23 protein-coding genes are annotated in these 26,621 nt (G+C 69.8%); 12 read left to right on the top strand and 11 right to left on the bottom strand.

Annotated features, from left to right (window positions below; genetic code table 11):
• Positions 1-12: 12 nt before the first annotated feature.
• On the bottom strand, positions 13-783 hold the full coding sequence (locus HCR12_RS12350; protein WP_166866844.1) for an SDR family NAD(P)-dependent oxidoreductase: 771 nt from the start codon (positions 781-783) through the stop codon (positions 13-15).
• Positions 784-830: 47 nt separating this feature from the next.
• Here HCR12_RS12350 and HCR12_RS12355 point away from each other — a divergent pair, with 47 nt between their 5' ends.
• The gene (locus HCR12_RS12355; RefSeq protein ID WP_166866847.1) at positions 831-1,562 is read left to right on the top strand and encodes a DUF6498-containing protein; all 732 of its coding nucleotides are present in this window, start codon (positions 831-833) and stop codon (positions 1,560-1,562) included.
• Between the two features lies 1 nt (position 1,563).
• Here the strand turns inward: HCR12_RS12355 and HCR12_RS12360 are convergent, their stop codons facing one another.
• Entirely contained in the window at positions 1,564-1,773 is a 210-nt protein-coding gene (locus HCR12_RS12360; RefSeq protein WP_166866849.1) for a hypothetical protein, read from the bottom strand.
• Positions 1,774-1,963: 190 nt separating this feature from the next.
• Between HCR12_RS12360 and HCR12_RS12365 the strand changes: the two genes are divergently transcribed.
• From HCR12_RS12365 to HCR12_RS12405, 9 genes are all read left to right on the top strand, one after another.
• Entirely contained in the window at positions 1,964-4,462 is a 2,499-nt protein-coding gene (locus HCR12_RS12365) for a glucosidase family protein (protein ID WP_166866851.1), read from the top strand.
• Positions 4,463-4,511: 49 nt separating this feature from the next.
• Positions 4,512-5,930 (top strand): enolase-like domain-containing protein, encoded by a 1,419-nt coding sequence (locus HCR12_RS12370; RefSeq protein WP_166866852.1) that lies wholly within the window; start codon positions 4,512-4,514, stop codon positions 5,928-5,930.
• Positions 5,931-6,031: 101 nt separating this feature from the next.
• On the top strand, positions 6,032-7,087 hold the full coding sequence (locus HCR12_RS12375; protein ID WP_166866854.1) for a dihydrodipicolinate synthase family protein: 1,056 nt from the start codon (positions 6,032-6,034) through the stop codon (positions 7,085-7,087).
• Positions 7,088-7,113: 26 nt separating this feature from the next.
• Entirely contained in the window at positions 7,114-8,166 is a 1,053-nt protein-coding gene (locus HCR12_RS12380) for an NAD-dependent epimerase/dehydratase family protein (protein ID WP_166866856.1), read from the top strand.
• Positions 8,166-9,344, top strand: a complete 1,179-nt coding sequence (locus HCR12_RS12385; RefSeq protein ID WP_224763501.1) for a CaiB/BaiF CoA transferase family protein — start codon at positions 8,166-8,168, stop codon at positions 9,342-9,344. The genes HCR12_RS12380 and HCR12_RS12385 overlap by 1 nt, the downstream gene beginning before the upstream one ends.
• Positions 9,344-10,129: an enoyl-CoA hydratase/isomerase family protein gene (locus HCR12_RS12390; protein WP_166866858.1), complete on the top strand. Its 786-nt coding sequence runs from the start codon at positions 9,344-9,346 to the stop codon at positions 10,127-10,129. The genes HCR12_RS12385 and HCR12_RS12390 overlap by 1 nt, the downstream gene beginning before the upstream one ends.
• An 8-nt stretch (positions 10,130-10,137) precedes the next feature.
• On the top strand, positions 10,138-11,520 hold the full coding sequence (locus HCR12_RS12395) for an FAD-dependent oxidoreductase (RefSeq protein ID WP_166866861.1): 1,383 nt from the start codon (positions 10,138-10,140) through the stop codon (positions 11,518-11,520).
• 7 nt (positions 11,521-11,527) lie between these two features.
• Positions 11,528-13,921 carry an alpha-L-rhamnosidase gene (locus tag HCR12_RS12400; RefSeq protein ID WP_166866863.1) on the top strand — a complete coding sequence of 798 codons (2,394 nt, stop codon included), beginning with the start codon at positions 11,528-11,530 and terminating at the stop codon, positions 13,919-13,921.
• Between the two features lie 67 nt (positions 13,922-13,988).
• Positions 13,989-15,044, top strand: a complete 1,056-nt coding sequence (locus HCR12_RS12405) for a LacI family DNA-binding transcriptional regulator (protein WP_224763503.1) — start codon at positions 13,989-13,991, stop codon at positions 15,042-15,044.
• 89 nt (positions 15,045-15,133) lie between these two features.
• Here HCR12_RS12405 and HCR12_RS12410 read toward each other — a convergent pair whose 3' ends face one another.
• From HCR12_RS12410 to HCR12_RS12435, 6 genes are all read right to left on the bottom strand, one after another.
• Positions 15,134-16,021, bottom strand: coding sequence for a DUF6807 family protein (locus HCR12_RS12410; RefSeq protein WP_166866865.1), 888 nt, complete (start codon positions 16,019-16,021; stop codon positions 15,134-15,136).
• Positions 16,014-17,126 carry a Gfo/Idh/MocA family protein gene (locus tag HCR12_RS12415; protein WP_166866867.1) on the bottom strand — a complete coding sequence of 371 codons (1,113 nt, stop codon included), beginning with the start codon at positions 17,124-17,126 and terminating at the stop codon, positions 16,014-16,016. The genes HCR12_RS12410 and HCR12_RS12415 overlap by 8 nt, the downstream gene beginning before the upstream one ends.
• 8 nt (positions 17,127-17,134) lie before the next feature.
• Positions 17,135-18,022: a carbohydrate ABC transporter permease gene (locus HCR12_RS12420; RefSeq protein WP_224763505.1), complete on the bottom strand. Its 888-nt coding sequence runs from the start codon at positions 18,020-18,022 to the stop codon at positions 17,135-17,137.
• Positions 18,012-18,956 carry a carbohydrate ABC transporter permease gene (locus HCR12_RS12425; protein WP_166867466.1) on the bottom strand — a complete coding sequence of 315 codons (945 nt, stop codon included), beginning with the start codon at positions 18,954-18,956 and terminating at the stop codon, positions 18,012-18,014. The genes HCR12_RS12420 and HCR12_RS12425 overlap by 11 nt, the downstream gene beginning before the upstream one ends.
• A gap of 82 nt (positions 18,957-19,038) precedes the next feature.
• Positions 19,039-20,319 carry an ABC transporter substrate-binding protein gene (locus tag HCR12_RS12430; protein WP_166866869.1) on the bottom strand — a complete coding sequence of 427 codons (1,281 nt, stop codon included), beginning with the start codon at positions 20,317-20,319 and terminating at the stop codon, positions 19,039-19,041.
• A gap of 158 nt (positions 20,320-20,477) precedes the next feature.
• Positions 20,478-21,683: an aminotransferase class V-fold PLP-dependent enzyme gene (locus tag HCR12_RS12435; RefSeq protein ID WP_166866871.1), complete on the bottom strand. Its 1,206-nt coding sequence runs from the start codon at positions 21,681-21,683 to the stop codon at positions 20,478-20,480.
• Positions 21,684-21,782: 99 nt separating this feature from the next.
• Here HCR12_RS12435 and HCR12_RS12440 point away from each other — a divergent pair, with 99 nt between their 5' ends.
• Together HCR12_RS12440 and HCR12_RS12445 are read left to right on the top strand one after the other, a co-directional pair.
• Complete coding sequence (locus HCR12_RS12440; RefSeq protein WP_166866873.1) at positions 21,783-22,727, top strand: CPBP family intramembrane glutamic endopeptidase; 945 nt, start codon at positions 21,783-21,785, stop codon at positions 22,725-22,727.
• Between the two features lie 10 nt (positions 22,728-22,737).
• Positions 22,738-23,280, top strand: coding sequence for a TetR/AcrR family transcriptional regulator (locus HCR12_RS12445; RefSeq protein WP_166866875.1), 543 nt, complete (start codon positions 22,738-22,740; stop codon positions 23,278-23,280).
• 29 nt (positions 23,281-23,309) lie between these two features.
• Here the strand turns inward: HCR12_RS12445 and HCR12_RS12450 are convergent, their stop codons facing one another.
• From HCR12_RS12450 to aceB, 3 genes are all read right to left on the bottom strand, one after another.
• Positions 23,310-24,398, bottom strand: a complete 1,089-nt coding sequence (locus HCR12_RS12450) for an SDR family NAD(P)-dependent oxidoreductase (protein ID WP_166866877.1) — start codon at positions 24,396-24,398, stop codon at positions 23,310-23,312.
• Between the two features lie 193 nt (positions 24,399-24,591).
• Positions 24,592-24,945, bottom strand: coding sequence for a hypothetical protein (locus tag HCR12_RS12455; RefSeq protein ID WP_166866880.1), 354 nt, complete (start codon positions 24,943-24,945; stop codon positions 24,592-24,594).
• The gene (aceB, locus tag HCR12_RS12460; protein WP_166866882.1) at positions 24,945-26,600 is read right to left on the bottom strand and encodes a malate synthase A; all 1,656 of its coding nucleotides are present in this window, start codon (positions 26,598-26,600) and stop codon (positions 24,945-24,947) included. The genes HCR12_RS12455 and aceB overlap by 1 nt, the downstream gene beginning before the upstream one ends.
• Between the last annotated feature and the right edge of the window lie 21 nt (positions 26,601-26,621).

Genomic DNA, 26,621 nt, shown 5'->3' on the forward strand with positions numbered 1-26,621 from the left:
GTTGACAACGATTCAGACGCGGTGGCGCTCGCTCGACATCCCGCGCGCGATCCGGCGCACAAGCGCTGGCGGAAGGTGCCGCAGCAGCCACGCGACGAACCGGTAGCGCAGGCTCGGTGTGGAGATCGCCTTGCCGCGCTCGACGTCGCGCAGGCACGCCGCGACGAGCTTGTCGGCGTCGAGCCACATGAAGGCGGGGATCGACGCCGAGCGGATGTGCGCCCGCTCATGGAACTCGGTGCGCACCCATCCGGGCATGAGCGCTGTGACCGTGACGCCCGTTCCGTGCAGCTCGTTCGCGAGCGACTCGCTGTACACGCGCAGCCACGCCTTGATCGCCGAATAGAGTCCCATCGGCACGTAGCCGGCGACCGAGGCGACGTTGACGATCGCACCGTGCCCGCGATCGACCATGCCGCGCATCGCCGCCGCCGACAGCACGAGCGGCGCGTGCGTCATGACCGTCATCGCATCCGCGGCTTCGGCGAGGTCGGCCTCGCGCAGGGTGGTGCGCATCCCGTATCCGGCGTTGTTGACGAGCAGATCGATGGGGTGCTCACGGTCGGCGAGGCGCCGCGCGATCCGGTGCACGTCCACCTGGCTGCTGAGGTCGCCGCGCATCACCTCCACCTGGATGCCGCGCTCGCGCAGCGTCGCGGCGTTCTGCTCGAGACGCTCGAGGTCGCGCGCGACGAGCACCAGGTCCCACCCACGGGCGGCCAGAGTGCGGGCGAAGGCGGCGCCGATGCCGGCGGTGCCGCCGGTGACGAGTGCGGTGGGCATGCAGCTACGATACGGGCACCATCACTCCCACCTCGAAGGGCCGCCCGATGATCCCCTCACGCCGATTCGGCATCGGCGTCGACATCGCCCTGTATGTGCTCCTGCCTGCCCTCGGCATCCTGGCGTGGGGCTGGGACTGGCGCCCGGTGGTCGTGCTCTTCTGGCTCGACAACATCACGATCGGGGTGCTCACGCTCATCTCGCTCGTGCGTCGCCGCAGAGCGGGCGAGGTGCCGTCGTCGATGCACCCGCTGTTCTTCGCCCTGCACTACGGGATCTTCACCACCGTGCACGGGGTGTTCGTCTTCATCATCGTGATGGGCGCCCAGTCGTTCTCAGCCGGAATCGGCCCCGCAGCCGAGGCCGAGCCGCTGCCGCTTGTGCCGATCCTGATCGCGTGGGGCGCCGCATCCCTCGTGCAGTGGGCGCTCGCGGCCTTCTCGAAGACGCCTTTCACCGACGGTGTCGGTGGAGCGTACGGCCGCGTGGTGGTGCTGCACCTCACGATCCTTCTGGGCGTGTTCCTCATCATCACCCTGCAGCTGCCCGCGATCGTCGCGATCGTGCTCGTGGTGCTGCGCGCGCTCGCGGAGGCGCTCATCATGGGGCGCCGCGCGGCGGGAGCGGAGGCAGGCAGCGCGCGCAGCTCGTCAAGCTGGACGTTCGAGCAGTCGAGCCCGGGCCGCTGGGAGCTGCGCCGTGTCATGCGCGTCCAGCCGCGGGCCGCCCCCAGGAGAGCGGAGCCCGCGTCTCCTCCTGCTCTGCCGCCCGCAGACTGAGTCAGCCCTCGTACTCGTCGGGCGCTTCGAGCTCGGTGTCGCCTGACTTGTGGATGTCGGTGAGCGTGATCCGGTCGGAGGTGCCCTGACCGGTGAGGCTGTTCTCGATGTCCTCGGACTGACCGCTGTCGACGACGTCGTACGTCGTCGCGTCGTCACCCGACTGGTTGCCGCTCGCGTTGATTCCCGGATCGATTCTCTTGTCGTTCATGCCGTCATCGTGCGCGCGGCACCCGGGTATCGCGATGGGGTTGACTCGATGCGGAGGACGACTCGCCGATGACGCCTGTGTGCCGCGCGGGTTATACGATGCGCTCGCGATAAGCCTGATTTCACAGGTGCGCAATCGTTATTGCAAATCTGGTCTATTCTCGATCGAAACGTGCGATCGAAGGAGATCCGTGCAGTCCAACCTCTTCCTGCACCCACTCGCGACACCCGCCTGGGAGTCGGAGCCTGCAGCCGCGCTGCGCCTCGCGACACGCTCCCTGTGGACGACACCCCAGGAGCACGAATCCGGCGCTCCCGACCGGCGGATCATCCACCAGCGCGCGCTCTTCACCCAGAACCCGGCGCGCCTCGACCGCCTCGCCGTCGGCTGGGGTCCGGGGTACCACAAGTGCGCCTCCGGCCAGGAGCGCGATGCCGCGCTCGACGTCGTCGTCTCCCGAGGCGATCGCTACGGCTGGCACGAGGTCGGGCACCTGCGCACCAGTGTCGCTCAGATCACTGAGGGCGGCGCACACCTGGATCTCGGAGGGCTCATGACGACCGCACTCGTCGCCGAGGTGCGTCGCGCCGCGACCGACTACTGGTGGCCCGGATGGAACCTCGCCACCACCGGACTCACGCTCACGGGCGAGCTCGACCGCACCTGGACGCCCGGACGCGACGGCTGGCTCACCGAGGGCGCGATCGACACCCGCGGCGCCCAGCCCGGGGTCACCGCCCACCACACCGCGACCGAGGTGCGCTTCTCGAGCGGACACCTGGCGGTCGGGTTCCGACTCAAGAGCCCGTCATGGTCGCACCTGAGCATCGACCAGGACGGTGCTGGCCGCGTGCACGACAACCTGCTGCAGCTTCCGCGCTCGATGGACATCGTGCGCTCGGGCGTCTACCCCTCGGGGGTGTACCCCGTCATGCGCGACCAGAACGCCGACTATCTCGCCCAGGGTCCGCGCTTCGCCGGAACCGACGGCGTCCTGAACATGGGGTTCCTGCACCGCGACTACGAGGGCACGACGACCGTGACCGGCTCGACCGTGCGCTACGACGTGACGATCCCGGATGCGGGTCAGCGCTACGTGCTCGAATTCACCGTGCATGCGGACCGCATCGAGCTGGTCGCCGAGCGCCACAGCGCCGAGACGCGTCGCGCCTGGCAGAGCTCGGCCTGGCATGTCGCGCTCGACAACCGTGTGACCCCGCCGTGCGCGCTCGGCGAGCCCACCTTCCGCGGCGAGACCGGTCTGCTCACGGGGTCCGTCTCGTGGCACTTCCCGCGATACGGCACGCTCATGCTCGACGGAGGCGAGAACGTGCTGTGGCGCAGCGACTCGGTGCGTCCGCTCGACACCAACACGCTCGAGCTGAAGCTCGGCGAAGAGCCGACGCCGTTCGGCGACTACCTGCTCCCGGCGGGCGCGCATCGTGCGGAGCTCACGATGCGTGTCGCATCGCCGACCCTCGCCCACCTCTCCGACGACACGCCTGTGCCGGTTCGCCGCGCCCTCGAGCGCCACACGCTCACCGCGCTGCCGTTCCGCGCCGACACCACCACCTACTCCAACAACGGCGCCTCGATGCACTGCACGACCTCGCTCGCCGACGTCTCCGCGATCGCCGTTCAGCTGGGCGACGCCCCGGGCCTCCGGCCGCTTGCCTGGGTCGGCGACTCGCTTCAGCGCTGGCTCGACGGGGCCCCGAGCTACGGATCCGGCACCACCTCGCACGGCGACCACCGACTCGAGGACGAGTACGTGCACATGGCGGCCAACACCCTCCTCGCGATGGGGCGCTACCTGGCGGCCTCCGGTGACGAGGGGTGGTTCGCCCGTAATCGCGGGGGCATCATCCGGGAGCTCGCCGACATGCTCGCGCGCGACGTCGACGGCGATGGACTCATCGAGTCGACCCTGCGTCGCGGCATCTCCGGTGAGCATCAGTGGAGCACCGCTTGGTCGGATGTGCTGTCGTTCGGGTGGAAGGACGCATGGGCGAACGCGGTCCTCTGCGAGGTGTGGCGGGAGTGGGACCCGGTGCTGCGCCGGCACGGCGAGACCGACCTCGCCGACCGCATCGCCGCCGCTCGCACGGCGCTGATCGAGAGCTTCCTTCCCACCTTCCTCAACCCGGAGACAGGGCTCATCGCAGGATGGCGCTCGCTGGACGGCGAACTGCACGACTACGGGTTCTCGATCGTCGTCGCCCAGGCCTGCGCGACTGATGCGGTTCCGCTGGATCGGGCGGCCGAGATCATGACCGCGCTGCTCGCGGCGTGGTCGAAGGCCGGTCTCGATGACGTCCGCAACGGCATCCCGCTCAACCTCTGGCGCATCCCCGAGCACGACATCGGAGGGGTCGTCTTCGGTCTGCCGATGGGCGGATACCAGCAGGGCGGATACTCACACCACGGTGCGCGCGTGGTCGTCGATGCGCTGGAGCGCTGCGGCATGGTCGACGAAGCCGAACAGGTTCTCGCCCAGCTGTGCGAGACGATCGGGGACGATTCGTCGTTCGGCGGGCTCGGGAGCGGTCGCGACTGGCGCATGGCGGACGGCACCCCGAGCGGCTACGAGGGCCAGCTCGTCGAGGGATTCAGCGTGCTCGCGGCGGCGCTGCGACGCTACGCCGTGCCCGCGGCGCGCGCGCCGTTCACCCCGGGAGCGCGCGCCTGATGCCGCGCACCGCCCATCTACGCTCGAAGAGCGTGCGGAAGGAGATCCCGTGCTGAGAATCGTCGAGGCGGACGCTTTCGTCGTGCCGGTCGCGACCCGCATCCCGTTCCGCTACGGGATCGCGGAGATGGTGAACGCCCCGCACGTCGTCCTGCGTGTGCGCATCGAGTCGGATGCGGGATCGGCGGCGGGGTTCGCGAGCGAGCACCTGCCTCCCAAGTGGTTCATCAAGGACGCCGAGCTGCCGTTCGCCGATGAGGTGTCGACGCTGGCCAGCGCGATCCTCGCTGCGACCGACGCGACCGGCGGACTGCGAGCGCCGCATGCCTTCGGTCTGGCGCGCGACCTCGATGCGCGTCAGATGGCGTGGGCGGCCGAGGCGGGCGTCTCGGGCCTTGTGGCGGGCCTCGGCGTCGCGCTCGTCGAGCGGGCGGTCATCGACGCGGTGTGTCGTCTCGCGGCGACCCCGTTCGCCGACGCACTGGATTCCGGTCTGCTCGGGTTCGACGCCGCGGAGGTGCATCCCGAGCTCGCGAGCGCCGGCCCGTTCCGCGCAGGTCGCGGGCGTTCGATCGCGGTGCGTCACACGGTGGGGCTCGCGGATCCCCTCGTCGATGCCGAGGTGTCCGACGACCCGGGCGATGGCCTTCCGGTGAGCGTCGAGTCGGCGATCCGCCGGTACGGCGTCTCGCGGTTCAAACTCAAGACGCAGGGCGATGTGGACGCGGATGTCGCGCGGATCGCGCAGCTGGTCGAGGTGTGCCAGCGCGCGGGGCTCGCGGATGCGCGTTTCACGATCGACGGCAACGAGACGATGCGCACCGCCGATCACATGGCGGGCTGGATGCGCGGTCTCTTCGCGAGCTCGGTGGGCGACGTCCTGCGGGCGCGACTCGACGCCGTGGAGCAGCCGATGTACCGCTCGGTGGCGCTCGGTGAGGAGGCACGGACGGCACTCGCCGAGGTCGGATCGCTCGCGCCCGTCATCATCGACGAGTCAGACGACGGCTTCGCGACGGTCCGCGAGGCGATGGACCTCGGCTATGCAGGCGGCACCTACAAGGGATGCAAGGGCGTGTTCCGCGGTCTTGCGAACGCCGCTCTCATCCGGCATCGTGCGACCCCCGGTCGGCCGACGGTGCTGACGGCGGAGGACCTCAGCACGATTCCGCCTCTCACGGTGCCGCAGGATCTCGTGGTCGCGTCGGCGATGGGGCTCACTCATATCGAGCGCAATGGTCACCACTACTTCGCCCGGTTCGCGCCGTTCGACCGGGAGCTTCCGGCGCGCGCGGTGGCAGCTCATCCGGATCTGTTCGAGGATTCCGCGGGCGTCGCACGGCTGCGGATCACCAAGGGCCGGCTCTCGCTGGACTCGGCGCTCGCGGCTCCGTTCGGCCTGGCGCCCGAGCCCGTTCTGATCAATCTGGAGCCCCTCACTCCCGCGAGCGCCGCCGCGCTCGCCTGAACGCGATGGCCTGCCCGCCCGAAGCCGCGCCATCATTGATGAACAATCGGTTGCGCATCGGGGCGGGAAGTGCTTTGCTGTCACCAACGAAAGGCCTGTCAATGACGACTCCTCCCCTTCCCGACACCCCGCTCGGGGTGTTCCGAAGCGGAACCGTGATCCCCGCGCATGTGCTCTCGCTCACCGAGGACCTGCGGATCGATGAACGCCGCCAGCGCGCCCTCACCCGCTACTACCTCGACGCGGGAGTGGGCGGACTCGCGGTCGGCGTGCACACCACCCAGTTCGCGATCCGCGCGGCCGGCCTCTACGGCGACGTGCTGAGCCTTGCCGCCGAGACCGCACACGACTGGACCGACCGACCCATCGCGCTCGTCGCAGGCGTCACGGGCGACACCCGCCAGGCCGCCGCCGAGGCCCAGGCCGCCGCGGGTCTCGGCTACACGGCGGCGCTCCTCAACGTCGCTGCGTGGAGAGAGCGCCCCGAAGCCGAGACCCTCGCCCACGTGCGCGAGATCGCCGAGATCATGCCGATCGTCGGATTCGCGCTGCTGCCCGAAGTGGGCGGCTTCCACCTGAGCCGCGATTTCTGGGCCGAGTTCGCGAGCATCCCGCAGGTCGTCGGCATCAAGATGGCCCCCTTCAACCGCTACCGGACGATCGACATCGTGCGCGGCGTCGTCGACGCCCGCGCCGAGGAGCGCATCACCCTCTACACGGGCAACGACGACCACATCGTCGCCGACCTCCTGCAGCCCTTCGCGGTCCCCCGCGACGGCGAGACCGTCACCGTGCGCGTGCGCGGCGGGCTCCTCGGGCACTGGAGCGTCTGGACCAAGCGCGCCGTCGAGCAGTTCGAACGCCTGCGCGCCCTCCCCGACGGCGCCGACATCCCCGCCGATCTGCTCGCGCTCGACACCGCCGTCACCGACGCGAACGCCGCTGTCTACGACGCACGCAACGACTTCGCCGGATGCATCCCCGGATGCCACGAGGTGCTGCGTCGCCAAGGGCTCTTCGCCGGCACCTGGTGCCTCGACCCGAACGAGCAGCTCTCGCCCGGCCAGCTCGACCTCATCGACCGCGCGTATCGCGACTACCCCGAACTCAACGACGACGAATTCGTCGCCGCCGGACTCGAGCGCTGGCTCGCCTGACCACCCACACGATCGAAACAGGAACCATGACACACACCGAACTGCTGACCTTCGACAGCCTTCCGGAGCGCTTCGCGACGGTCGAAGAGCTCGACGAGTTCATGTCGCGCCCCACGGCGGACACCGTGCGCGAGCTCTCCGAGCTCGACGGCGACGTGATCATCCTCGGCGTCGCGGGAAAGATGGGCATCGGCCTCGCGCGCCTCATCAAGCGCGCAGCGCCCCACAAGCGCGTCGTGGGCGTCGCACGCTTCAGCGAGGAAGGCACCCGCGAGAAGCTCGAAGAAGCGGGCGTCGAGGCGATCCAGGCGGACCTGCTCAACCGCGACGAGGTCGACGCGCTCCCCAAGCTCCCCAACGTCATCTACATGGCGGGCCTCAAGTTCGACTACCGCGGTCGCGAGGACTTCCTCTGGGCCATGAACACCCTCGTGCCGTCGTATGTCGGCGACGCGTTCCGCGACTCGCGAATCGTGGCGCTCTCGACCATCCACGTCTACCCGTGGAGCGACCCGCGCCGCGGTGGCGTCACCGAGGACATGCCGCCTCTCGCGCGCACCGGCGAGTACGCCAACTCGGTCGTCGGACGCGAGCGCACCTTCCAGTACTTCTCGCGCATCCACGGCAACCCGGGTCGCATCGTGCGCTTCGTGTACGCGATCGACATGCGCTACGGCGTGCTCCAGGAGATCGCCTCGTGGGTGAAGAACGGCACGCCGATCCCGCTCGCCACCGGCAACGTCAACGTGCAGTGGCAGGGCGACTCGATCAACCACTTCGCCCGTCTGCTCACACGCGTCGAGACCCCCGCGTCCCCGATCAACATCGGCGGACCCGAGAACGTCTCGGTGCGCCGCGTCGCCGAGTCGTTCGGGGCGCGCTTCGGCGTAGAGCCGGTGTTCGTCGGCGAGGAGACCGACCTGGCGCTCTACGTGAACTGCGACCGTGCGGCTGCCGAGCTCGGCAACCCCGTGGTGCCGCTCGAGCGGATGATCGACTGGGTCGCGGACTGGGTGGACCGCGACATGCCGCTCTACGGCAAGCCCAGCAAGTTCCAGGTGCGGGACGGGATCTTCTGATGGCGGGCATGCTCAGCGGCATCACGGTGGTCAGCTTCACGCACTTCCTGCAGGGGCCCTCGGCGAGCCAGCTGCTCGCCGACCTCGGCGCGGATGTCATCAAGGTCGAGCCTCAGGGCGGTGCGTTCGAGCGCAGCTGGACGGGACCCGACAAGTTCGTGGAGGGCGTCTCGCCGTTCTTCTCGCTCGGCAACCGGAACGTGCGCAGCATCGTCGTCGACCTCAAGAACCCCGGCGGGCTCAGCGTCGTGCGCGATCTGCTGCGCACCGCCGACGTGCTCATCGAGAGCTTCCGACCGGGCACGATGGACAAACTCGGCCTCGGCTACGAGAGCCTCTCGGCGGTCAACCCTCGGCTCGTCTACGCGTCGCTCTCGGGCTACGGCACCGACGGTCCGTACCGCGACCGCCCGGGCCAGGATGTGCTCATCCAGGCGCTCTCCGGTCTCGCGATGGCGACGGGACGCGGCGGTTCAGCTCCCACGCCCGTCGGCGCGTGCGTCGTCGACCAGCACGCCGCCGTGCTCGGCGCGTTCGGCATCCTCGCGGCCCTGCACGGCCGCGAGCGCACAGGCCACGGCACGATCGTCGAGTCGAACCTGCTCAATGCCGCGCTCGACCTGCAGATCGAGCCGCTCACGTACGCCCTCAACGGATTCGACCACGAGCGCTCGCCGAGCGGAGTGTCGTCGCCCTTCTACACGGCGCCGTACGGCGTCTTCGAGACCTCCGACGGCTACCTGTGCATCTCGCTCACGAGCCTCGAGGCGCTCGAGCGCGTCTTCGACGACGCGTGGTTCGCAGGCGTCGACGCGAGCAGCAAGTACGAGGTGCGCGACGACGTGAACGCGAAGGTCGCCGAGCACATGCGCACCCGCACGACCGCCGAATGGGAGGAGCACTTCGCCGCCCACCGGATGTGGTTCGCCCCGGTCAACGGCTACGACGACGTCATGACAGACCCGCAGGTGCTGCACAACGACAGCTTCGACGCCTACGAGCACCCCGCAGCGGGCACCATCCGCACGCTCAAACACCCCGTGATGTACGGCGGCGAGCGCCCCGGCATCCGCACGGCACCGCCGGAGCTCGGGCAGTCGACGCGGGAGGTGCTCACCTCGCTCGGCTACGACGCCGCCGAGGCCGACGCGCTGTTCGCTTCGGGGGCCGTGGGCTGATGAGCACCGACGAGCTCATCGTCACGCGCCGCGGGCACCTGCTCTCGATCGAGCTCAACCGGCCGTCCGCCCGCAATGCGGTCTCACCGGCGATGCTCGATGCGCTCGTGGCGGCGATCGAGGATGCGCGCGCGACCCGAACCGACGTCGTGACGATCAGCGGAGCGGGAGGATTCTTCTGCGCCGGTGCCGACATCCGCTCCTACACCGATCCGCACGGCCGACTCGACGAACTCGAGGCGTTCACGCGCGCGGCCCGCGACCTGTGCCGCGCCATCGAGACCCTCGATGCGGTCACGGTCGCAGCCGTCGACGGACCATGCCTGGGCGGTGGGTTCGAGATCGCGCTCGCCTGCGACCTCATCATCGCCGCCGAGACGGCGCGCTTCGGTCTGCCCGAGACGCGCCTCGGACTCGTCCCCGGATGGGGCGGCACGCAGCGCCTCACCGAGGCCGTCGGACCGCGGCGGGCGCGCGAGCTCGTGCTGACGGCATCCGTCGTGAGCGCCGAGACGGCTGCCGCTTGGGGCATCGTGACACGCGTCGTGATCTCCGATGAGCTGCGTCCGACGCTCGAGGCGACCGCTGACGATCTGCTGACGCGAGCCCCGCTCGCCCTCGCAGGAGCGAAGCGGGCGATCGCCGCCGCCGTCGCCGACACGTGGCCCACCGTGGGAGCCGAGCGGGAGACCGCCGAGCTCATGGCGCTCTTCGCCTCGCACGACGGCGCCGAAGGCATCAGCGCATTCGTCGAGAAGCGCCCCGCCCAGTTCACCGGAGCCTGAGGAGCCTCATGACCCTGCCCGCACACACCTCTCCGCATCTCGATACCTGGCGGCTCGACGCGACCGTCGGCCTCGACCACGGCCTGCCCGTGCTCGCCGACGTCGACGTGCTCGTCGTCGGGCTCGGCGCCGCTGGCGTCGCGGCCGCGACCGTCGCCGCCGAGGAGGGACGCAGCGTCCTCGCCGTCGAGCGCTACGGCTTCGCGGGAGGCGCAGCCGTCGCGGGCATGTCGGGAACCATCTGCGGGCTGTATCTCGCATCCGAGGAGCCCGCGGACGGCCCCACCCAGGTCGTCGCCGGGTTCACCGAGCGGTTCCGGGCCGCACTCGAGTCGCGCGGCGGGCTCACCGAGCCGCAGCTGTACGGGAAGACCTGGACGGTTGCGCATGATCCGCTCATGTGGCGAGAGACCGCGGATGCGCTGCTCACCTCCTCGGGTGCGCGGGTGCTGTTCCACACCGTGGTCGTCGCGGCCATCATGGAGGGCGACGCCGTGCGGGGTGCGGTCCTCGAATCGAACGCGGGCCGCGTCGCCGTGCACGCCCGTCGCACGATCGACGCGTCGGGTGATGCGGCGGTGGTTGCGCGCGCGGGGGGCGACTACTTCTTCGGCGACGGTGGCCGCATCCAGAACCCCACGATGTTCTTCCGGCTGGGCGGCGTCGACACCGACGCCTTCTGGAGCGCCTACGGTGACGACACGATCTGTCCGCCGTGGGTGACCGAGGCGATCCGCGCTGCGCGCGCCGACGGGGCCGACCTTCCTCGCGAGAAGGTGTGGATCTTCCGCACGACGCGCCCCGGCGAGCTGCTCGTCAACGCCACGCGGCTGGCGGGTGCCGATGGGCGCGTGCTCAACGTCATCGATCCTGAGGACTTCACGTTCGCCGAGATCAGCGGTCGTCATCAGGTGCGCGCCTACGAGACCTTCCTGCGCCGTTCGCTTCCCGGATGCGCGGACGCGTTCGTCGTCGACACAGGGGTCGAGGTCGGCATCCGGCAGACTCGCAGCATCGTGGCGGAGGTTCCCCTCACCAACGACGACGTCGTCTCGTGCCGCAAGCGCGAGGATGCGATCGTGCGCTCCCCGTGGCCCATCGAGCTGCACGACGGCGAGCGCCCGAAGCTGCACTGGCTCATCGACGACTGGTACGAGGTGCCGTACGGCAGTCTCATCCCGACGCGCCTCGACGATGTGATCGTCGCGGGCCGATGCCTGGGGGCCGAGCATGAGGCTCTCGCCTCCGCGCGCGTCACGGCGCAGTGCTTCGAGTACGGCCACGCGGCCGCTCGCGCAGCACTGCTGTCGCTCGAGACGGAGACGCCCCTCCGCGACATCGATGTCGCCGAGGTGCAGCGGGCGATGCGGCGCGCCGGAAGCAGCCTCTGACCACCCGATGACATCCCCAGATGCGGCGACCGCCGCCGAGCTCGACGCGCAGCTGCGGCGTGCGTCGTGGGTGGGCATGGATCCGCATGCGGTGCCCGAGTTCTTCCCGCCCATATTCGACGACCGTCCGGGGATCGCCCGCGATCTGCCGCCGGGTCGGCTGCTGCGCACCACGTTCGCGCTCGACGTGGTGCCCGACGAGGCCTGGCTCGCCGCGACCGCGCGCGGCGTCTACCGCGCGTTCCTCAACGGCGTGCGCGTCGGCGACGACGAGCTCGCACCCGGGTGGACCGACTACCGACACCGCGTCCATGTGCAGCACCATGAGGTCGCGGCACTCCTGCGGCCGGGGGTGAACGTATGGGCTGTCGAGCTCGCCGACGGATGGTGGAGCGGCTACCTGGGCATGGATCGCCGCCACCAGGCGGGAGTCTATGGCGACACCCCGTCGTTCCGCGGAGCGCTCGTCTGCCGCGCCGCCGAGCGCACGCAGACGGTGCTCACGGGCGAGGGGTGGCTCATCGGCACCGGTCACATCCGCTACGCAGACCTGCTCATGGGCCAGATGACCGACCTCAGCGCCGAGCCTCTCGGCTGGTCGACGGCGCCCGACGTCTCGCACCTCGCGGAGTTCGCGCCCGCGTGGTGCGACGAGGCACTCGGGGTGCGGCTCGATCCTCAGCGTGGCCCGAGCATCCGGGCCACCGGGTCACTCCCGCCCGTGCGCATCGATGCGCTGCCCGGCGGCCGTCACCTCGTCGACTTCGGCCAGAACCTCGTGGGCCGCGTGCGCCTGCAGCTGCGCAGCGTGCCGCCGGGAACGCGCATCCACATCCGGCACGGCGAGGCGCTCTCGGACGGTGAGCTGTACACCGAGAACCTGCGCACCGCGCGCGCACACGACATCATCGTCGCCGATGGCGCGGACCGTGATGTCGAGCCTGCCTTCACGTTCCACGGCTTCCGCTACGCCGAGCTGCGGGGACACCCGGGCCCCCTCGAACCCGACGACATCCGCGCGATCGTCATCGGCTCGGATGTGCACCGGGTGGGGTCGTTCGCGTGCTCGGATCCGCGGCTCGAGCAGCTCGAGCGCAACATCGCCTGGACGATCCGCGGCAATCTCGTCTCAGTGCCCACCGACTGCCCGCAGCGTGACGAGCGCCTCGGCTGGATGGGCGACGCGCAGCTCATCATGCGCACCGCGAACGCCCAGTTCGACGTGGCGGAGTTCATCGGCAAATGGCTCGTCGACATCCGCGACGGGCAGTCAGAGGACGGCGCGTATCCGGATGTCGCCCCGCGGATCGTGGTCGACGTCGACGGCTCCCCCGGGTGGGCGGACGCGGGCGTCCTCGTTCCCTGGACGACGGCGCTCTACACGGGACGCATCGATCTGCTGGAGGAGCACCGCGAGTCGATGGAGCGCTTCATGAGCTCCCTCGAACGCGACAACCCCTCCGGCATCCGCGAGCACGCACTGCAGCGCAACTACGGAGACTGGGTGTCGCTCGGCCCGCCGACCCCGAAGACGCTCGTCGCGACCGCCTACAGTGCCCGCTGCGCGGACGCCCTCGCGGCGAGCGCCCGCCTCACAGGAGAGGACCCCGCTCGATGGGAGGCCCTCGCCGATCGCATCCGCACCGCCTTCCGGGGTCGCTTCGTGGGCGACGACGGGCTCCTCCATGACGAGACGCAGACCGCCTACGCGCTCGCGATCATGTGCGGGCTGCTGAGCGAGGGCGATCTCGGTCGCGCGGGAGCCCGCCTCGCGTCTCTCATCGACGCAGCCGGCGGTGCACTCGACACGGGCATCCACGGCCTGCGCCACCTGCTCCCGGCGCTCACCGTGAGCGGACAGCTCGACTGCGCCTACCGGGTGCTGCTGCGTGAGGGACATCCCGGCTGGCTCGCCCAGCTCGCGGCCGGGGCGACGACCGTGTGGGAGCGGTGGGACGGCTGGACACCTGAACAGGGATTCCAGACACCCGCCATGAACTCGTTCAACCACTACGCCTTCGGCTCGGTCGGCGAGTGGATGTACGAGTGGATGGGCGGGCTGCGCCCCGACCCCGCCTCGCCCGGGTTCGCGCACGCGGTCATCCGCCCGCACCCCGGCGGCGGCGTCACGCACTGCCGCGTCGAGCGCACCCTCCCGGCGGGGATGCTCGCGGTCGAGTGGCGGATCCGCGACGGCGTGCTGCGTCTGGAGGTGGAGGTGCCTCCCGGCCACACTGCGCGCGTGCACGTGCCGGTCGTGCACACCCGCGCGACCGCAGGCGAGGCCGAGCGCCACAGCTGGGACACCTACGACGTGCAGCACGGACGACACCGATTCGAATCGCCGTTCGACGGCGATTGGGCACCCGCGGCGCGCGTCGACTGGCGGGGCGAGGCGTGAGCACCGCGATCCGTCCCTTGGACACGGACCGCGATAGGGCAGAATGTTCGGATGCGCGAACACCGATGTGCGCGCAGTCGTCAACGGCGATCCGAACGGGAGGGGCCTCGACATCATGGTGAGGCTCAAGGACGTCGCCGAACGAGCGGGAGTGTCGGTCTCCGTCGCATCACGTGCCCTCACCGATGACTCGCAGGCCCGCATCAGCCCCGAGACCCGCGCACGCATCGTCGCCGCGGCATCTGAGCTCGGCTACCAGCCCGACCATCGTGCGCGCGCCCTGCGCCTCTCGCGCTCCGGCGCGATCGCGCTCATCGTGCCCGAGGTCAACAACGCCATCTTCGGCGGACTCCACGCGGGCATCCAGGACGCCTGCCAGTCACGGAAGACGGCCGTGCTGCTCGGTCAGCTGAACGCCTCCGACCTCGGCCGGGACGCTCTCTCGAAGCTCATCGGCAACGGCCGCGTCGACGGCGTCGTGCTGCAGCGTGCCGAGAACTACGACGATGCATCGCTCGCGGCGGCGATCGACATCTCGGTGCCCGTCGTACTCTTCAACTCTCGGCTGCCCGGACGTGCCGGTTCGCTCGTGCTCGACGACCCCGCCTCGGTGCGCATCGCCGTCGAGCATCTGCGCGCGCTCGGCCACACCGACATCGGCTTCATCGCGGGTGCCGCCCACCACGACGCCGCCGCCCGGCGACTCGAAGCCTTCCGCACCTACACCGACAACGCCTCCGCGCACCCCGAGTGGATCCAGGAGGGAGGCTGGGAGGCCCCGGCCGGCCAGACCGCGATGGAGCGCATCCTGCAGCTCGACCACCGACCCACCGCAGTCGTCGTCGCGAGCCTCAACGCCGCCGTCGGCGCTCTGCATGCGGCGGCCGACGTCGGCGTGCGCATCCCCGACGACCTGTCGATCGTCGCGATCCACGACGCCTGGATCGCGTCCTACACGGTTCCCGCTCTCACCACCGTGCGCATGCCGATGGTCGAGGCGGGCACGCTCGCCGCCGACATGCTGCTCGACCACCTCGACGGCGGTGCGCTCGAGGACCGGGTGCTCGCCGATCCGGCGCCCGAGCTGATCGTGCGGGCCTCGACGGCCGCTCCATCCGCCTGACCTGCGGATCGATCCGCCCTGAAACGGCATACGCCGACGGCGCCCACCCCGATGAGGGATGAGCGCCGCCAGAGCGTCGACCCGCGCGGCTACAACGCGGCCCGCACCGCAGCCGTGTCGAGGTGCCCGTCGGCGACGACGAGCCGGTGCTCGAAGCGCAGCTCGCCGTCGGCCGGCACGGTGAGGCCATCGATGTAGGCGTGCGCCCAGCCGATCGCCGAGAAGGGCTCGAAGCGGTGCAGCCAGCGGCGGTGACCCGCCGTCGGCTCCTCACCGAAGGCGAGGCCGAGGGTCACCTCGTCGCCGTCAGCCGTCACGCCGTGCACGATCATGGTGCGCGACTCTCCGCCGGACTCGGTGAGGTCGACCCCATCGCCGTCGATCACGGCCGCGCGGAAGTCCTCCGAGAGACGCAGCCACAGCCCGCCGTAGCCGCCGTCGGGGCGCCCGCGCTGGGCGGGAGTCTGCAGGGCCACATCCGCGCCGGTGGCGCTCGTGAGCGTGGTCGCGAAGTCGATCACCAGAGCCGCTTCCCCGCCGACCTCGGCCGCCGAGAAGGTCCAGGTGCGCTGCTCGTCGAGCAGCGGCTGGCCCTCATGGCCGTCCCAGCGGACGTCCTCCGCGAGCGAAGCCCGCGAGCCACCCGCCGACTCCGACGTCCACGCACGGTGGTCGATGCGCCCCTGGTCTTCGACCACCCGGTAGCCCTCCTCGGGGCTGAAGTAGGTGCCGCCGCCCCAGAGGTTGTGGGCGTCGACCCGCGGGAACGCGAAGGACAGCCCGTGGTGCCACGTGTGATCCTCGGGCGCGAAGCCTGTCACCGTGACGCCCGCCGGCGTGCGGAGTGGATGGATGAACGGCTTCGGGGTGTCGATGGGCCCGATGCCGTGGCCGAGACCGAAGTACGCGACAGGCGCACCGTCGAGCAGCAGCTCGCGCTCGTCGTGCGGGTGCTCGGTGAGCGCGAGGTCAGCCACGACGCGCCTCCGCCCGTGCGGGCCCGGCGGCGTCGAGCGCCTCGTAGAAGGCGTCGCCCGCGACGATGTCACCGCGGGCGACGCCGCGACCCTCCGCCGACGACTTGTAGAGCGCCGTGAGGAACTCGAGGGTCGCACGCGACTCCATGGTGGTCAGCTGCGGCTTCTCACCCGCACGCCAGCTCGCCACGATGTCCGCCAGCTGGGCGCGGTGCGCGTTGACGTGCATGGGCGGCTCAACTGCGGCCCAGTCGGTGACGACCTGCGCCAGATCGCCCTCGGCGATGGTCTTCACCGACCACTCCTCGAGCAGCGGCAGGTACAGCGTGTCGAGCGTGACGTTCGCCTTCTCGGCGATGATCTGCAGCTTCGTCTCGGGGGCGTGGCTCACGACCGTCGAGACGATACTCGCGATCGCACCGCTTTCGAAGCGCACGCTCGCGACGCTCGCATCCTCGACGTCGATCGGACGCGACACCGTCTCGGCGATGCCGCTGACGCTCGACCAGTCACCGCCCATGAGCCACAGGATGAGGTCGACCGCGTGATACGCCTGCGTCGTCGTGGATCCGCCGAACTCGGTCGCGAACTTGCCGCGCCACGGCGCATCCCAGTACTCAGGGCCGCGATACCAGTTGGTGTGCGCGATGCCCACGAGCGGACGCCCCCAGCGTCCGGCGCGCAGGTCGGCCTCCACCTGACGGGAGCCCCCGGAGTAGCGGAACTGCGACACCGTCACACACCACCTGCCGGTCTCCGCCTCGACCGCCGCGATGCGGTCCGCCGATGCCAGCGACCCGGTGAGCGGCTTCTCGCAGAACACCCACGCCCCCGCGCGCATCGCCTCGATCGCGAGCGGCTCGTGCAGGTGCGGAGGCGTCGCGACGACCGCGATGTCGGGCTGCACCTCGGCGAGCATCGTCGTCGCGTCGGAGAACAGCGCCGAGCATCCGAACGTCTCGCCCGCGGAGGTGCGGCGCGCCTCGTCGGGGTCGACGATCGCGACGAGCTCCACCTCGTCGGCGAGCGCCTGGATGGCGGGCAGATGAGCTGCGGCACCGATGCCGCCGGCGCCGATGACGGCGATCCGTGCTCGAGATGACATGGGGTGATTCAGCCTTTCAGACCGGTTGTGGCAATGCCTTGGACGAGATACTTCTGCCCCACGAGGAAGAAGCCGAACAGCGGACCGAGCGAGATGACGGCCATGGCGAACATGGCACCCCAGGCGCTGTCGCCGCTCGCGTCGAGGAACGCGTTGAGGCCGAGCGGCACCGTGTAGTTGCGCGGGTCCTGGAGGTAGATCATCGGGCTCAGGAAGTCGTTCCAGGTCCAGATGAAGGTGAAGATCGCCGAGGTCGCGAGTGCGGGCTTCAGCAGCGGAAGGATGACGTAGAAGAACGTCTTCCAGGGGCCCGCGCCGTCGATCTTCGCCGCCTGGTCGAGCTCCACCGGGATCCCGCGCAGGAACTGCACCATGAGGAACACGAAGAACGCGTCGACGGCGAGGAACTTGGGAATCACGAGCGGCAGGAACGTGTTCACCCAGCCGAGGTTCGCGAACAGGATGTACTGCGGGATGAGCAGCACGTGGTGCGGGAGCATCAGCATCGCCATCATGCAGGCGAAGAAGAACGTCTTGCCCCGGAACTGCATCCGCGCGAACGCGTAGGCGGCGAGGGTGCAGGCGACGAGGTTGCCGATGACCGAGAGCAGCGCGACGATCGTCGAGTTGATCATGAAGGTGCCGAACCCGACGCCCGCGCCATCCCATCCGCGCACATAGTTGTCGAGGATGAAGGGGTTCGGGATGGGCGACACCTCCGAGAAGATGTGCTCGCTGTCCTTGAAGGATGCCCCCAGCATCCAGATCAGCGGGTAGAGCATCACGAGGCCGAAGGCGATCAGCAGCGTGTGCTTGAACGAGCTGCGCGCGATGCTCTGCTTGGTGCCGACCGTCATCGCGGCGGTGCGCTGGTCGAACTTGGCCTCAGTCGTCATAGTGCACCCAGTACTTCGAGAACCAGAAGTTCGCGGCCGTCACCACTGCGATGACGAGGAACAGGACCCAGGCCATGGCACTCGCGTAGCCCATCTGGAATCCGGTGAATCCACGCTGGTAGAGGTACAGCGTGTAGAAGAGAGTCGAGTTGACCGGCCCGCCGGTTCCGCCGGAGACGACGAACGCGGGCGTGAACGCCTGGAACGCGCCGATCATCTGCAGGATCAGGTTGAAGAGCACGATCGGGCTCAGCATCGGAAGCGTGATGTGCCGGAACGCACCCCACCTGCCGATGCCGTCGACCGCTGCGGCCTCGTAGAGGTACTGCGGCACCTGACGCAGAGCGGCGAGGAAGATCACCATGGGCGAGCCGAACGTCCACACGTTGAGCACGACGAGCGTGCCAAGCGCTGTCTCGGGGTTGCCGATCCAGCTCATCCCCTCGATGCCGAAGAAATCGAGCACCTGGTTGATGAGGCCGTTCGATCCGAACATCTGCCGCCACAGCACCGCGATCGCGACGCTCGCCCCGATGAGGCTCGGCAGATAGTAGATCGACCGGTAGAGCGAGAGCCCGCGGAGGCCGCGGTTGAGCACCATGGCGACCGCGAGCGCGAAGGCGAGCTGCAGCGGAACCGACACGAGCACGTACACGAGCGTGACGCGGATCGAGTCGAGGTACTTCGGGTCGTTCGTGAAGAGCTTGATGTAGTTGTCGAGCCCCACCCATTCCGCGGGGGCGAGCATGCTGAACTTCGTGAACGAGAGGTACAACGAGAACAGCATCGGCCCGAGGGTGATGACGAAGAAGCCGATCAGCCACGGAAGCAGGAACGTGTAGGGCGCGATCTTCTCAGCGAGGATCGCTCTGCGCAGGGACGTGGCTTTCCGTGCGCGGGGGCCTTCCGACCCCCGCGCACGGGCCTCGCCCATGCGCTCCTCCGACGACGCCTCGGGGGCGTCGGTCGGATCGATGAGCGTTGTCATGAGCTGTCTATCTGTGTGAGTGGGTGTGTCAGCCGAGCTCGGAAGCCGCCTGCGCCATGAACGCCTTGGCGCCCTCGGCGGGGGTGGTCTGACCGAACTGGATCTGCTGTGCGATCTCGGCGAACAGGGTGTTCACCGTGCCGGCGCCAGCAGGGGCGGGAACCGGCGCGGGAGCACCGTTCTCGCGGACCGACTCGAAGATCTCGATCGCGCGCTGCACGTTCTCGTTCGCGCCCTCGGACGCGGCGCCGATCACGTTGGCGTTGGCCGGGAATCCGCGGTTCAGTCCGAGGATGCCGTTGGCCTCTTCGTCGTTGAGCAGGAAGTCGACGAGCTTGGCGGCGGCCTCCTGGTGCTTCGACTGCTTCGAGATGACCAGGTTCATGGCGGTGCGCATGTACTGGCCAGCCGAGTCGCCCTCACCGGGGAAGCGCTCGAGCGAGATGACGTTGGGCGTGCGGCCCTGAACGCCGTCGTACTGGTTGGTGAAGAGGAACGTCGACGCTGCGACGCCCGCAACGACCGCGTCGTACGGGGTGCCCTGGTACTCGGACGTGATGTCGGGTGCCGTGGCGCCGCCGCTCGCGCGGAGGTCGGCCCAGTACTGCCAGTAGTCGGCGAGGGTCTTCTCACTGAAGGCGAGACCCTCGGCGTCCATGAAGTCCTCGCCCTGCTGCTTGGCCCAGACCTCGAACACCTGGTAGCCGTGCGACAGGTCCGTGACACCGGCGAGCGCTCCGCCGGAGGCGGTGCGCACCTGCGCGGCGAAGTCGGCGAGGTCGTCCCAGCTGTAGTCGCCCGAGGGCGCCGTCAGGCCGAGTGCCTCGACCGACGTGGTGTCGAAGATGAAGCCCTGCGTCGAGAGACCGAACGGCATGGCCGCGAGCTCGCCGTCGATGGTGCTGGCCTGCAGCAGCTCCTTGTCCCAGCCGTCCTGCGAGACGCTGGCGCTCAGGTCGGAGAGCTGACCGCGCGAAGCGAACTCGACGAGGACCTCGTTGTAGAACTGGAACACGTCGGGCGAGTTGCCGCCGGTGTACTGCGTGGTGATCTTGTCGAGGTAGCCGTCGAAGCCGCTGAAGTCGCGGACGACGGTGATGCCGGGGTTGAGATCCTCGAAGCGATCGAGCGCGGCGTTCGTGACGGCATGACGGTTGTCGTCGCCCCACCACGCCATGCGCAGCTCGATCGGGGCGTCAGCGTCGCCCGTGCTGTCGTCCGAGGCGCAGGCCGCGAGTGACATCATCATGGCCGCGCTCGCCGCGACTGCGGCGACCTTCAGGCCCTTGGACTTGCGTTGTGTGAACACGTGCTTCCCATCTCCTCATTGAGATGCCCTACTGCGGGCGGGTGTGATGTGCAGGGTTTCCCCTCCGGTGAACAATCGATTTCGCAACTGTTCGTGCGATGACTATACGTCCCGCTCGGCGAGACCGTCAAACAACGATCCGGCGACGGCGCGGCGCATCACCGCCCGCCCTCGCGTGCGGCCCATCGGACCAGGGCGGGCACCGCTCGCTCGGCGAAGGCCTCGAAGTCGGAGAGCGTCGAGTACGCGTGGGCCGACAGCCGCAGTCGCGCCACCCCGCCCCATCCGGCGATCTGGGTCTCGAACCCGAGCTGCTCGGCGATCCGCTGCCGAAGCTCACCCGCCCGCTCCGCGCGGTCGAGACCGCGAGGCAGCCCGACGAGCGCCATCGCCGGGGCGGGCATCCCCACGTCGACTGTGTGGTCCTCACCGGTGAGCTCGGCGAACGCGCGCGCGATGTGGTCCCGTGCGACCCCCACAAGAGCCTGTTGGTACTCGCGGATGCGGTCCCAACCCACGAGCTCCTCGAGCAGCCCGAGGCCATCCGCCGTCGCGATCCAGCCGGTCGCATCGGCACTGCCCTGCACATCGAACGACTCGGGGAACCGATCCCCGCCCCACGATTCGATCGGCGGCCGCACGCGATTCGCCACGTCGGGCGCGAGACGCACGACCGCGGAACCCCTCACCCCGCACGCCCACTTGTGCAGGTTGCCGATCCACGCATCCGCGCTCTCGATCAGGGGGGACGCCAGCATGCCGGGCGCATGCGCAGCATCGACGACGACCCGCGCGCCCCGCTCGTGCGCGGCATCGGCGATCGCCTGTACGGGGAGGAGGCGCGCGGACGCCGACGTGACCTGGTCGAGCACGACGAGGCGGGTCGCGGGAGTCATCGCGTCGTTGACGGCTTGGGCCGCGTCGGCAGCGTTCGCGGCAAGCGGGATATGCGCAGTGATGACTCTCACGCCGACGCGAGAGGCCTCGCGGTGCACGTGCTGTGCGAGTGCGCCGTAGGCGTGATCGGTGAGGACCACCTCGCCATCCAGCAGGCCCCTGATCGCCGCCGTCGTGCCGGCGCTCGCCGTAGCGGCGAACGCGAGCTCCGCGGGATCGGCGCCCACGAATTCGGCCACCTGGCGTTTGGCGACGGTGAGCCTCGGCACGAGCCCTGTGTGCCAGGAGAGCGGATTGGACTCGACCTCGGCCAGCAGGCGCGCGCGATGATCGACGGTGGCACGCGGTGCCGCGCCGTAGGACCCGTGGTTGAGGTGCACGACCCCCGGATCGAGCATCCAGAGCGCACGCGCCGGCCCCCCCGAGCGCGCCGAGAGTTCGCCGGTCGCACTTCCCTGTGTCGCCATCGCCCCACCCGTCGTTGACACGGCATCAACGCCGCGCGTTCAGCCTAGACAGAGTCGGGACACTCCGCGGGAAGTTCTATTTCGGCTATAACTATTGATATGGCCGCAGCTCGCACCAACTGGACCGCCGTGATCGCCTTCGTCGTGATCGCGTTCTCGCTCGCCTGGCTCCTCGCACTGCCGCTCTGGCTCGGCGATGGCCTCGCCTCGCCCTTCGCCACGCTCGTGCTCACGGGGATGATGCTCACGCCCACGATCGCCGCGCTCGTCGTGACCTTCGCCTTCCGCGCGCCCGCCGTCGCCCGCGCTCGCTACCTGGGCCTCTGGCCGCTGCGACCCGCGAAGCGGATCATCGGCCTCGTGATCGCCGCCGTCTTCGGCCCGATCGCCCTGGTGCTCGCGTCGATCGCGGTCGCTGCGGCGTTCGGGTGGGTGCGGCTGGATCTCGAGAACTTCAGCGCGTTCGCCGCCGTGCTCGACTCGCTCGGCGCGGGCGAGCCTCCCCTGCCGATCGGCGTGCTCGTCGCCCTGCAGCTGCTGACCGTGCCGCTCGGGAGCATCCTCAACCTGCTGCCCGCGCTCGGTGAGGAGCTCGGCTGGCGCGGCTGGCTGCTGCCCGCACTGCGCCCCCTCGGCACCTGGCCCGCGCTCGTCCTCTCGGGTGCGATCTGGGGCCTCTGGCACTCTCCCGCCATCCTGCTGGGCTACAACTACGGCCTCACTGACCTCTCGGGCGTCGCGCTCATGACCCTCGCGTGCATCGCCTGGGGTGTGCTCTTCGGGTGGCTGCGCCTGCGCAGCGGATCGGTGTGGCCGGCCGCGGTCGGGCATGCTTCGCTCAACGGCGCAGCGGGGATGATCCTGCTGCTCGCGCATGCCGACCAGTCCCTCGATATGGCCCTCGCGGGTCCGGTCGGCGTCGCGGGCATCATCGTGGTCGCGCTCGTGACGATCGTGCTCGTCGCCACCGGGCAGTTCCGCATCCAACCCGAGCTCGCCGCGCCGCGAGGGAGCGTCGCCACCGACGAGGCCGCCTCCGCGTAGAGTCTCGGGCGTGACCCCCGCACGCACCCCGACGAAAGAGGCCATCCGCGCCGCCGCCCAGCGGCTGTTCCCCGAGAAGGGATATGCGGCGACGACCGTACGCGACATCGCCGCAGAGGCGGGGTGCGATCCCGCACTCATCATCCGGCACTTCGGATCGAAGGAGACCCTGTTCCTCGAGGTCATGAGCGTGGCGACGGCAGAGCAGCCTCTCGCCCAGGCGCCTCTCGAGACCCTCGGCGAGACCTTCATCGCGTACGTGCTCGCCTCGGGCGACGACGTGCGACGCACGTTCCTGGCGCTGCTGCGCGCCAGCGATTCGGAGGGGGTGGCGCCGCGACTGCGCGAGATGCACGAGGCGGCGTTCGTCGCCCCGCTCGCCGCGCGGCTCGAGGGCCCGGATGCGGCGCTGCGCGCGCGACTTGCGGCCGCACTCGTGGGCGGCCTGCTGTACAGCATGTGGGTGGTCGGCGACGAGGAGCTCCTCGCCGCCGACCACTCCGAACTGGTGCGCCGCTACGGCGCACTGCTGCAGACGCTGATCACCCCGTAGGGCGAGCGGGTCGAGCGCCTGCGAACCTCTTACTGGACGGACCAGCCGCCATCCGACGCAAGCACCGCGCCGTTGATGTTGACGCCGTCATCCGACAGCAGGAACGTGATCGACGCAGCGAGCTGCTCGGCCGTCGCGAGCGTCGGGATCTGGTTCTGGTAGGGGCTGAGCTTGGCCGAACCCGACTTCGACACGTTCGGGGGGAACGGGATGCCGGTCGCGACGCCGCCGGGTGCGACGGCGTTCACGCGGATGCCCTCGCGGCCGTACATGAACGCAGCCGAGCGGGTGAGGCCGATGACGCCGTGCTTGGAGACCGTGTATGCGTTGCCGGATGCGTTGCCGCGCAGGCCCGCCTCCGAGGAGACGTTGACGATCGAGCCCGCGTGAGCGGCGAGCATCACAGGGATGACGGCGCGGCTGAGCTTGAAGGTGCCGGTGAGGTTCACGCTGATGACGCGATCCCACATGGCGTCCTCGGTCTCGTGCAGGGGCGAGAAGTCGTCGTTGATGCCGGCGACGTTCGCGAGGCCGTCGATGCGGTCGCCCGCGGCGGCGACGATCGCGTCGACCGATTCCTGCTTCGTGATGTCGCCTGCGACGGTCACGACGTCGGCGGGTGCGAGGTCGGCCTTCAGCGCGTCGAGCTTCTCGGCCGAGATGTCGACGGCCACGACGCGGCCGCCTTCGCGCGCGATGCGGCTCGCGGTGGCGCGGCCGATTCCGGACGCCGCTCCCGTCACGATGATCGTCTTGCCGGCGAAGCGTCCGGGGGTCGTGACCTCCTCCCAGGGCTCGGGCTCGAAGTCGTCGTCGGATGCGTCAGCGGCGGGCGCATCATCTTCGGTCTCGGTCGCGGCGGGAATGCCCGCGAGCGCGGCCTCGATGACGGCGGGGTCATCGCTGTTGGCGGTCGCGACGAGGGTGTCGACGACGGACTGCTCCATCTTGCCGCCGCTCATGGCGACGAGGTTCTGCAGCGGGAGGAGCTTCACGGGGGTGAGCACCTTCGCGTCGACGCCCGCGGCGGCGAGCATCTGGCGGATGAGCGGGCCTCCGACGGGGTGCTTGAGCCAGGCTCCTACGGTGCTCTTGGCGGTGATCGGCTTGGTGGCCATGTGCGTTCCTTTCGCTGCGCCCCTCGTGTACCTCAGGGGCCGTCACCACGATTGTCCGCCCGAAGATGAGGGGTGTCAACAGCGTTGACCACAATTCGCAGAGAGCTCCGGGCCGCATGGCAGAGCCCCAGGCGACACCGTCGTCGCCCGGGGCTCTCGGGGGGGGGGGGGCGCGGGCCGAGCCCGCCTCTGATCAGGCGGCGATGAGCGCCTCCCGCAGCCCGCCGAGGATGCGGTCGAAGACATCCTCGGCGGAGCCGGATGCGTCGGCCTCCACGATGCGGCCGCGGTAGTGCGCGAGCAGCGCGTCGTCACCGCCCATGTTGACGACCGCGTCGAGGCCCGCGGCGCGGGCATCGAGGATGCGGTCGAGCTCACGCGCTTCGTCGGCGGTGCGCGGGAACTGCTCCAGCACGAAGCCGGGGGTGGGCAGATCGAGCTCGGATGCCCGGGCACCCGCGGCTGCCGCGATGTGCGGCACCCGCAGGCACTCGGCGAGACGCGTCACCACATCAGCGGGAACCTGGCCCAGCAGCAGCACGCGCATCAGGCAGCCCTCGCAGGCGTCGGGAGCGAGCCGGTGAGCGCCGACAGCGCGGCCGTCACCTCCGGCTCCACGAGGTAGCGCGAGTACGCCTCGATCGTGAGGAACGTCGGGAAGTCATCCTCGAGCACGAGGCTGCGCACGAGCTCCGCGGCGTCGTCGAAGCGACCACCCGGGGTGCGTCGCGCCTCGAGCTCCGCGTCGAGCAGGCGCTCCACGGAGGCGGCCGTCACGCGCGTCCCCTCGCTCGTGACCGTGCCCTGACGGATCCACTGCCACAGCTGCGAACGACTGATCTCGGCAGTCGCGGCGTCCTCCATGAGGTTGTCGATCGCCGCAGCGCCCACGCCCCGCAGCCACGACTCCACGTAGCGCAGCGCGATCGACACGTTCGCGGCGACACCCGCCTCCGTCACCTCGCCGTCGATGCGCAGATCGATGAGCTGACGCGCCTCGACGTGCACGTCGTCGCGCAGACGATCCACCTGGTTGGGCTTGTCGCCGAGCACGGCGTCGAACTCGGCACGCGCCGTGGCGATGAGGTCGGGGTGGGCCACCCACGTGCCATCGAAGCCGTCGCCCGCCTCGCGGCGCTTGTCGGCCGCGACCTGCTCGAGCGCACGCTGCGTCACCTCGGGGTCGCGGCGGTTCGGGATGAACGCGCTCATGCCGCCGATGGCGTGCGCGCCGCGCTTGTGGCACGTCGCGACGAGCAGCTCGGTGTAGGCCCGCATGAACGGCACCGTCATCGTGATCTTCGCGCGGTCGGGAAGCGTGAACGCCGCTCCGCGTCCGCGGAAGTTCTTGATGATCGAGAAGATGTAGTCCCAGCGGCCGGCGTTGAGACCCGCGCAGTGGTCGCGCAGCTCGTAGAGGATCTCCTCCATCTCGAACGCAGCGGGGATCGTCTCGATGAGCACGGTCGCGCGGATGCTGCCGTGCTCGAGGCCGAGGCGCTCCTCGGCGAACGTGAAGACGTCGTTCCACAACCGCGCCTCGAGGTGGGATTCGAGCTTGGGCAGGTAGAAGTAGGCGCCCGTTCCGCGCTCGATGAGCTCGTGCGCGTTGTGGAACAGGTAGAGACCGAAGTCGACGAGCGACGCCGATGCGGGGGCGGCGATGCCGGGCACGTCCGTGTAGCGGAGGTGCTTCTCGACGAGGTGCCAGCCGCGCGGACGGAACACGATCGTCGGGTTCTCCTCGGCGAGGCGGTACTCCTTGCCCTCCTCGCTCGTGAAGTCGATGCGGCGGCGGATCGCATCCGAGAGGTTGATCTGGCCGCCGATGACGTTCGCCCAGGTGGGGCTCGTCGCGTCCTCGTGATCCGCGAGCCAGACCTTCGCACCCGAGTTCATCGCGTTGATGGTCATCTTGCGGTCGGTGGGGCCCGTGATCTCGACCCGTCGGTCCTCGAGGCCGGGGCCGGCCCCCGCGACGCGCCAGCTCGGGTCCTCGCGGATCTCGCGGGTCTCGGGCAGGAAGCGCAGGTCGCGTCCGTTCTCGATCGCCCGGCGACGCTCCATCCGGGTGGCGAGGATTCCGTGCCGGCGACCGACGAAGCGGTCGTGCAGCTCGGCGAGGAAGCCGAGGGCTTCGGGGGTGAGGATCTCGTCGAAGCGCTCGCCCTGCGGGCCGAGCACCTCCATGCGACTGGTCATTGTTCTGGTCCTTACGTGAGA

It is taken from the genome of Salinibacterium sp. ZJ70, from assembly GCF_011751865.2.
Classification (GTDB): Bacteria; Actinomycetota; Actinomycetes; order Actinomycetales; family Microbacteriaceae; genus Homoserinibacter.

Bases quoted from the DNA above. Each gene is read 5' to 3' on its own strand.
- HCR12_RS12350 (WP_166866844.1), bottom strand. From the start codon at position 783: ATGCCCACCGCACTCGTCACCGGCGGCACCGCCGGCATCGGCGCCGCC.
- HCR12_RS12355 (WP_166866847.1), top strand. From the start codon at position 831: ATGATCCCCTCACGCCGATTCGGCATCGGCGTCGACATCGCCCTGTAT.
- HCR12_RS12360 (WP_166866849.1), bottom strand. From the start codon at position 1,773: ATGAACGACAAGAGAATCGATCCGGGAATCAACGCGAGCGGCAACCAG.
- HCR12_RS12375 (WP_166866854.1), top strand. From the start codon at position 6,032: ATGACGACTCCTCCCCTTCCCGACACCCCGCTCGGGGTGTTCCGAAGC.
- HCR12_RS12380 (WP_166866856.1), top strand. From the start codon at position 7,114: ATGACACACACCGAACTGCTGACCTTCGACAGCCTTCCGGAGCGCTTC.
- HCR12_RS12385 (WP_224763501.1), top strand. From the start codon at position 8,166: ATGGCGGGCATGCTCAGCGGCATCACGGTGGTCAGCTTCACGCACTTC.
- HCR12_RS12390 (WP_166866858.1), top strand. From the start codon at position 9,344: ATGAGCACCGACGAGCTCATCGTCACGCGCCGCGGGCACCTGCTCTCG.
- HCR12_RS12395 (WP_166866861.1), top strand. From the start codon at position 10,138: ATGACCCTGCCCGCACACACCTCTCCGCATCTCGATACCTGGCGGCTC.
- HCR12_RS12400 (WP_166866863.1), top strand. From the start codon at position 11,528: ATGACATCCCCAGATGCGGCGACCGCCGCCGAGCTCGACGCGCAGCTG.
- HCR12_RS12415 (WP_166866867.1), bottom strand. From the start codon at position 17,126: ATGTCATCTCGAGCACGGATCGCCGTCATCGGCGCCGGCGGCATCGGT.
- HCR12_RS12420 (WP_224763505.1), bottom strand. From the start codon at position 18,022: ATGACGACTGAGGCCAAGTTCGACCAGCGCACCGCCGCGATGACGGTC.
- HCR12_RS12425 (WP_166867466.1), bottom strand. From the start codon at position 18,956: ATGGGCGAGGCCCGTGCGCGGGGGTCGGAAGGCCCCCGCGCACGGAAA.
- HCR12_RS12435 (WP_166866871.1), bottom strand. From the start codon at position 21,683: ATGGCGACACAGGGAAGTGCGACCGGCGAACTCTCGGCGCGCTCGGGG.
- HCR12_RS12440 (WP_166866873.1), top strand. From the start codon at position 21,783: ATGGCCGCAGCTCGCACCAACTGGACCGCCGTGATCGCCTTCGTCGTG.
- HCR12_RS12450 (WP_166866877.1), bottom strand. From the start codon at position 24,398: ATGGCCACCAAGCCGATCACCGCCAAGAGCACCGTAGGAGCCTGGCTC.
- HCR12_RS12455 (WP_166866880.1), bottom strand. From the start codon at position 24,945: ATGCGCGTGCTGCTGCTGGGCCAGGTTCCCGCTGATGTGGTGACGCGT.
- aceB (WP_166866882.1), bottom strand. From the start codon at position 26,600: ATGACCAGTCGCATGGAGGTGCTCGGCCCGCAGGGCGAGCGCTTCGAC.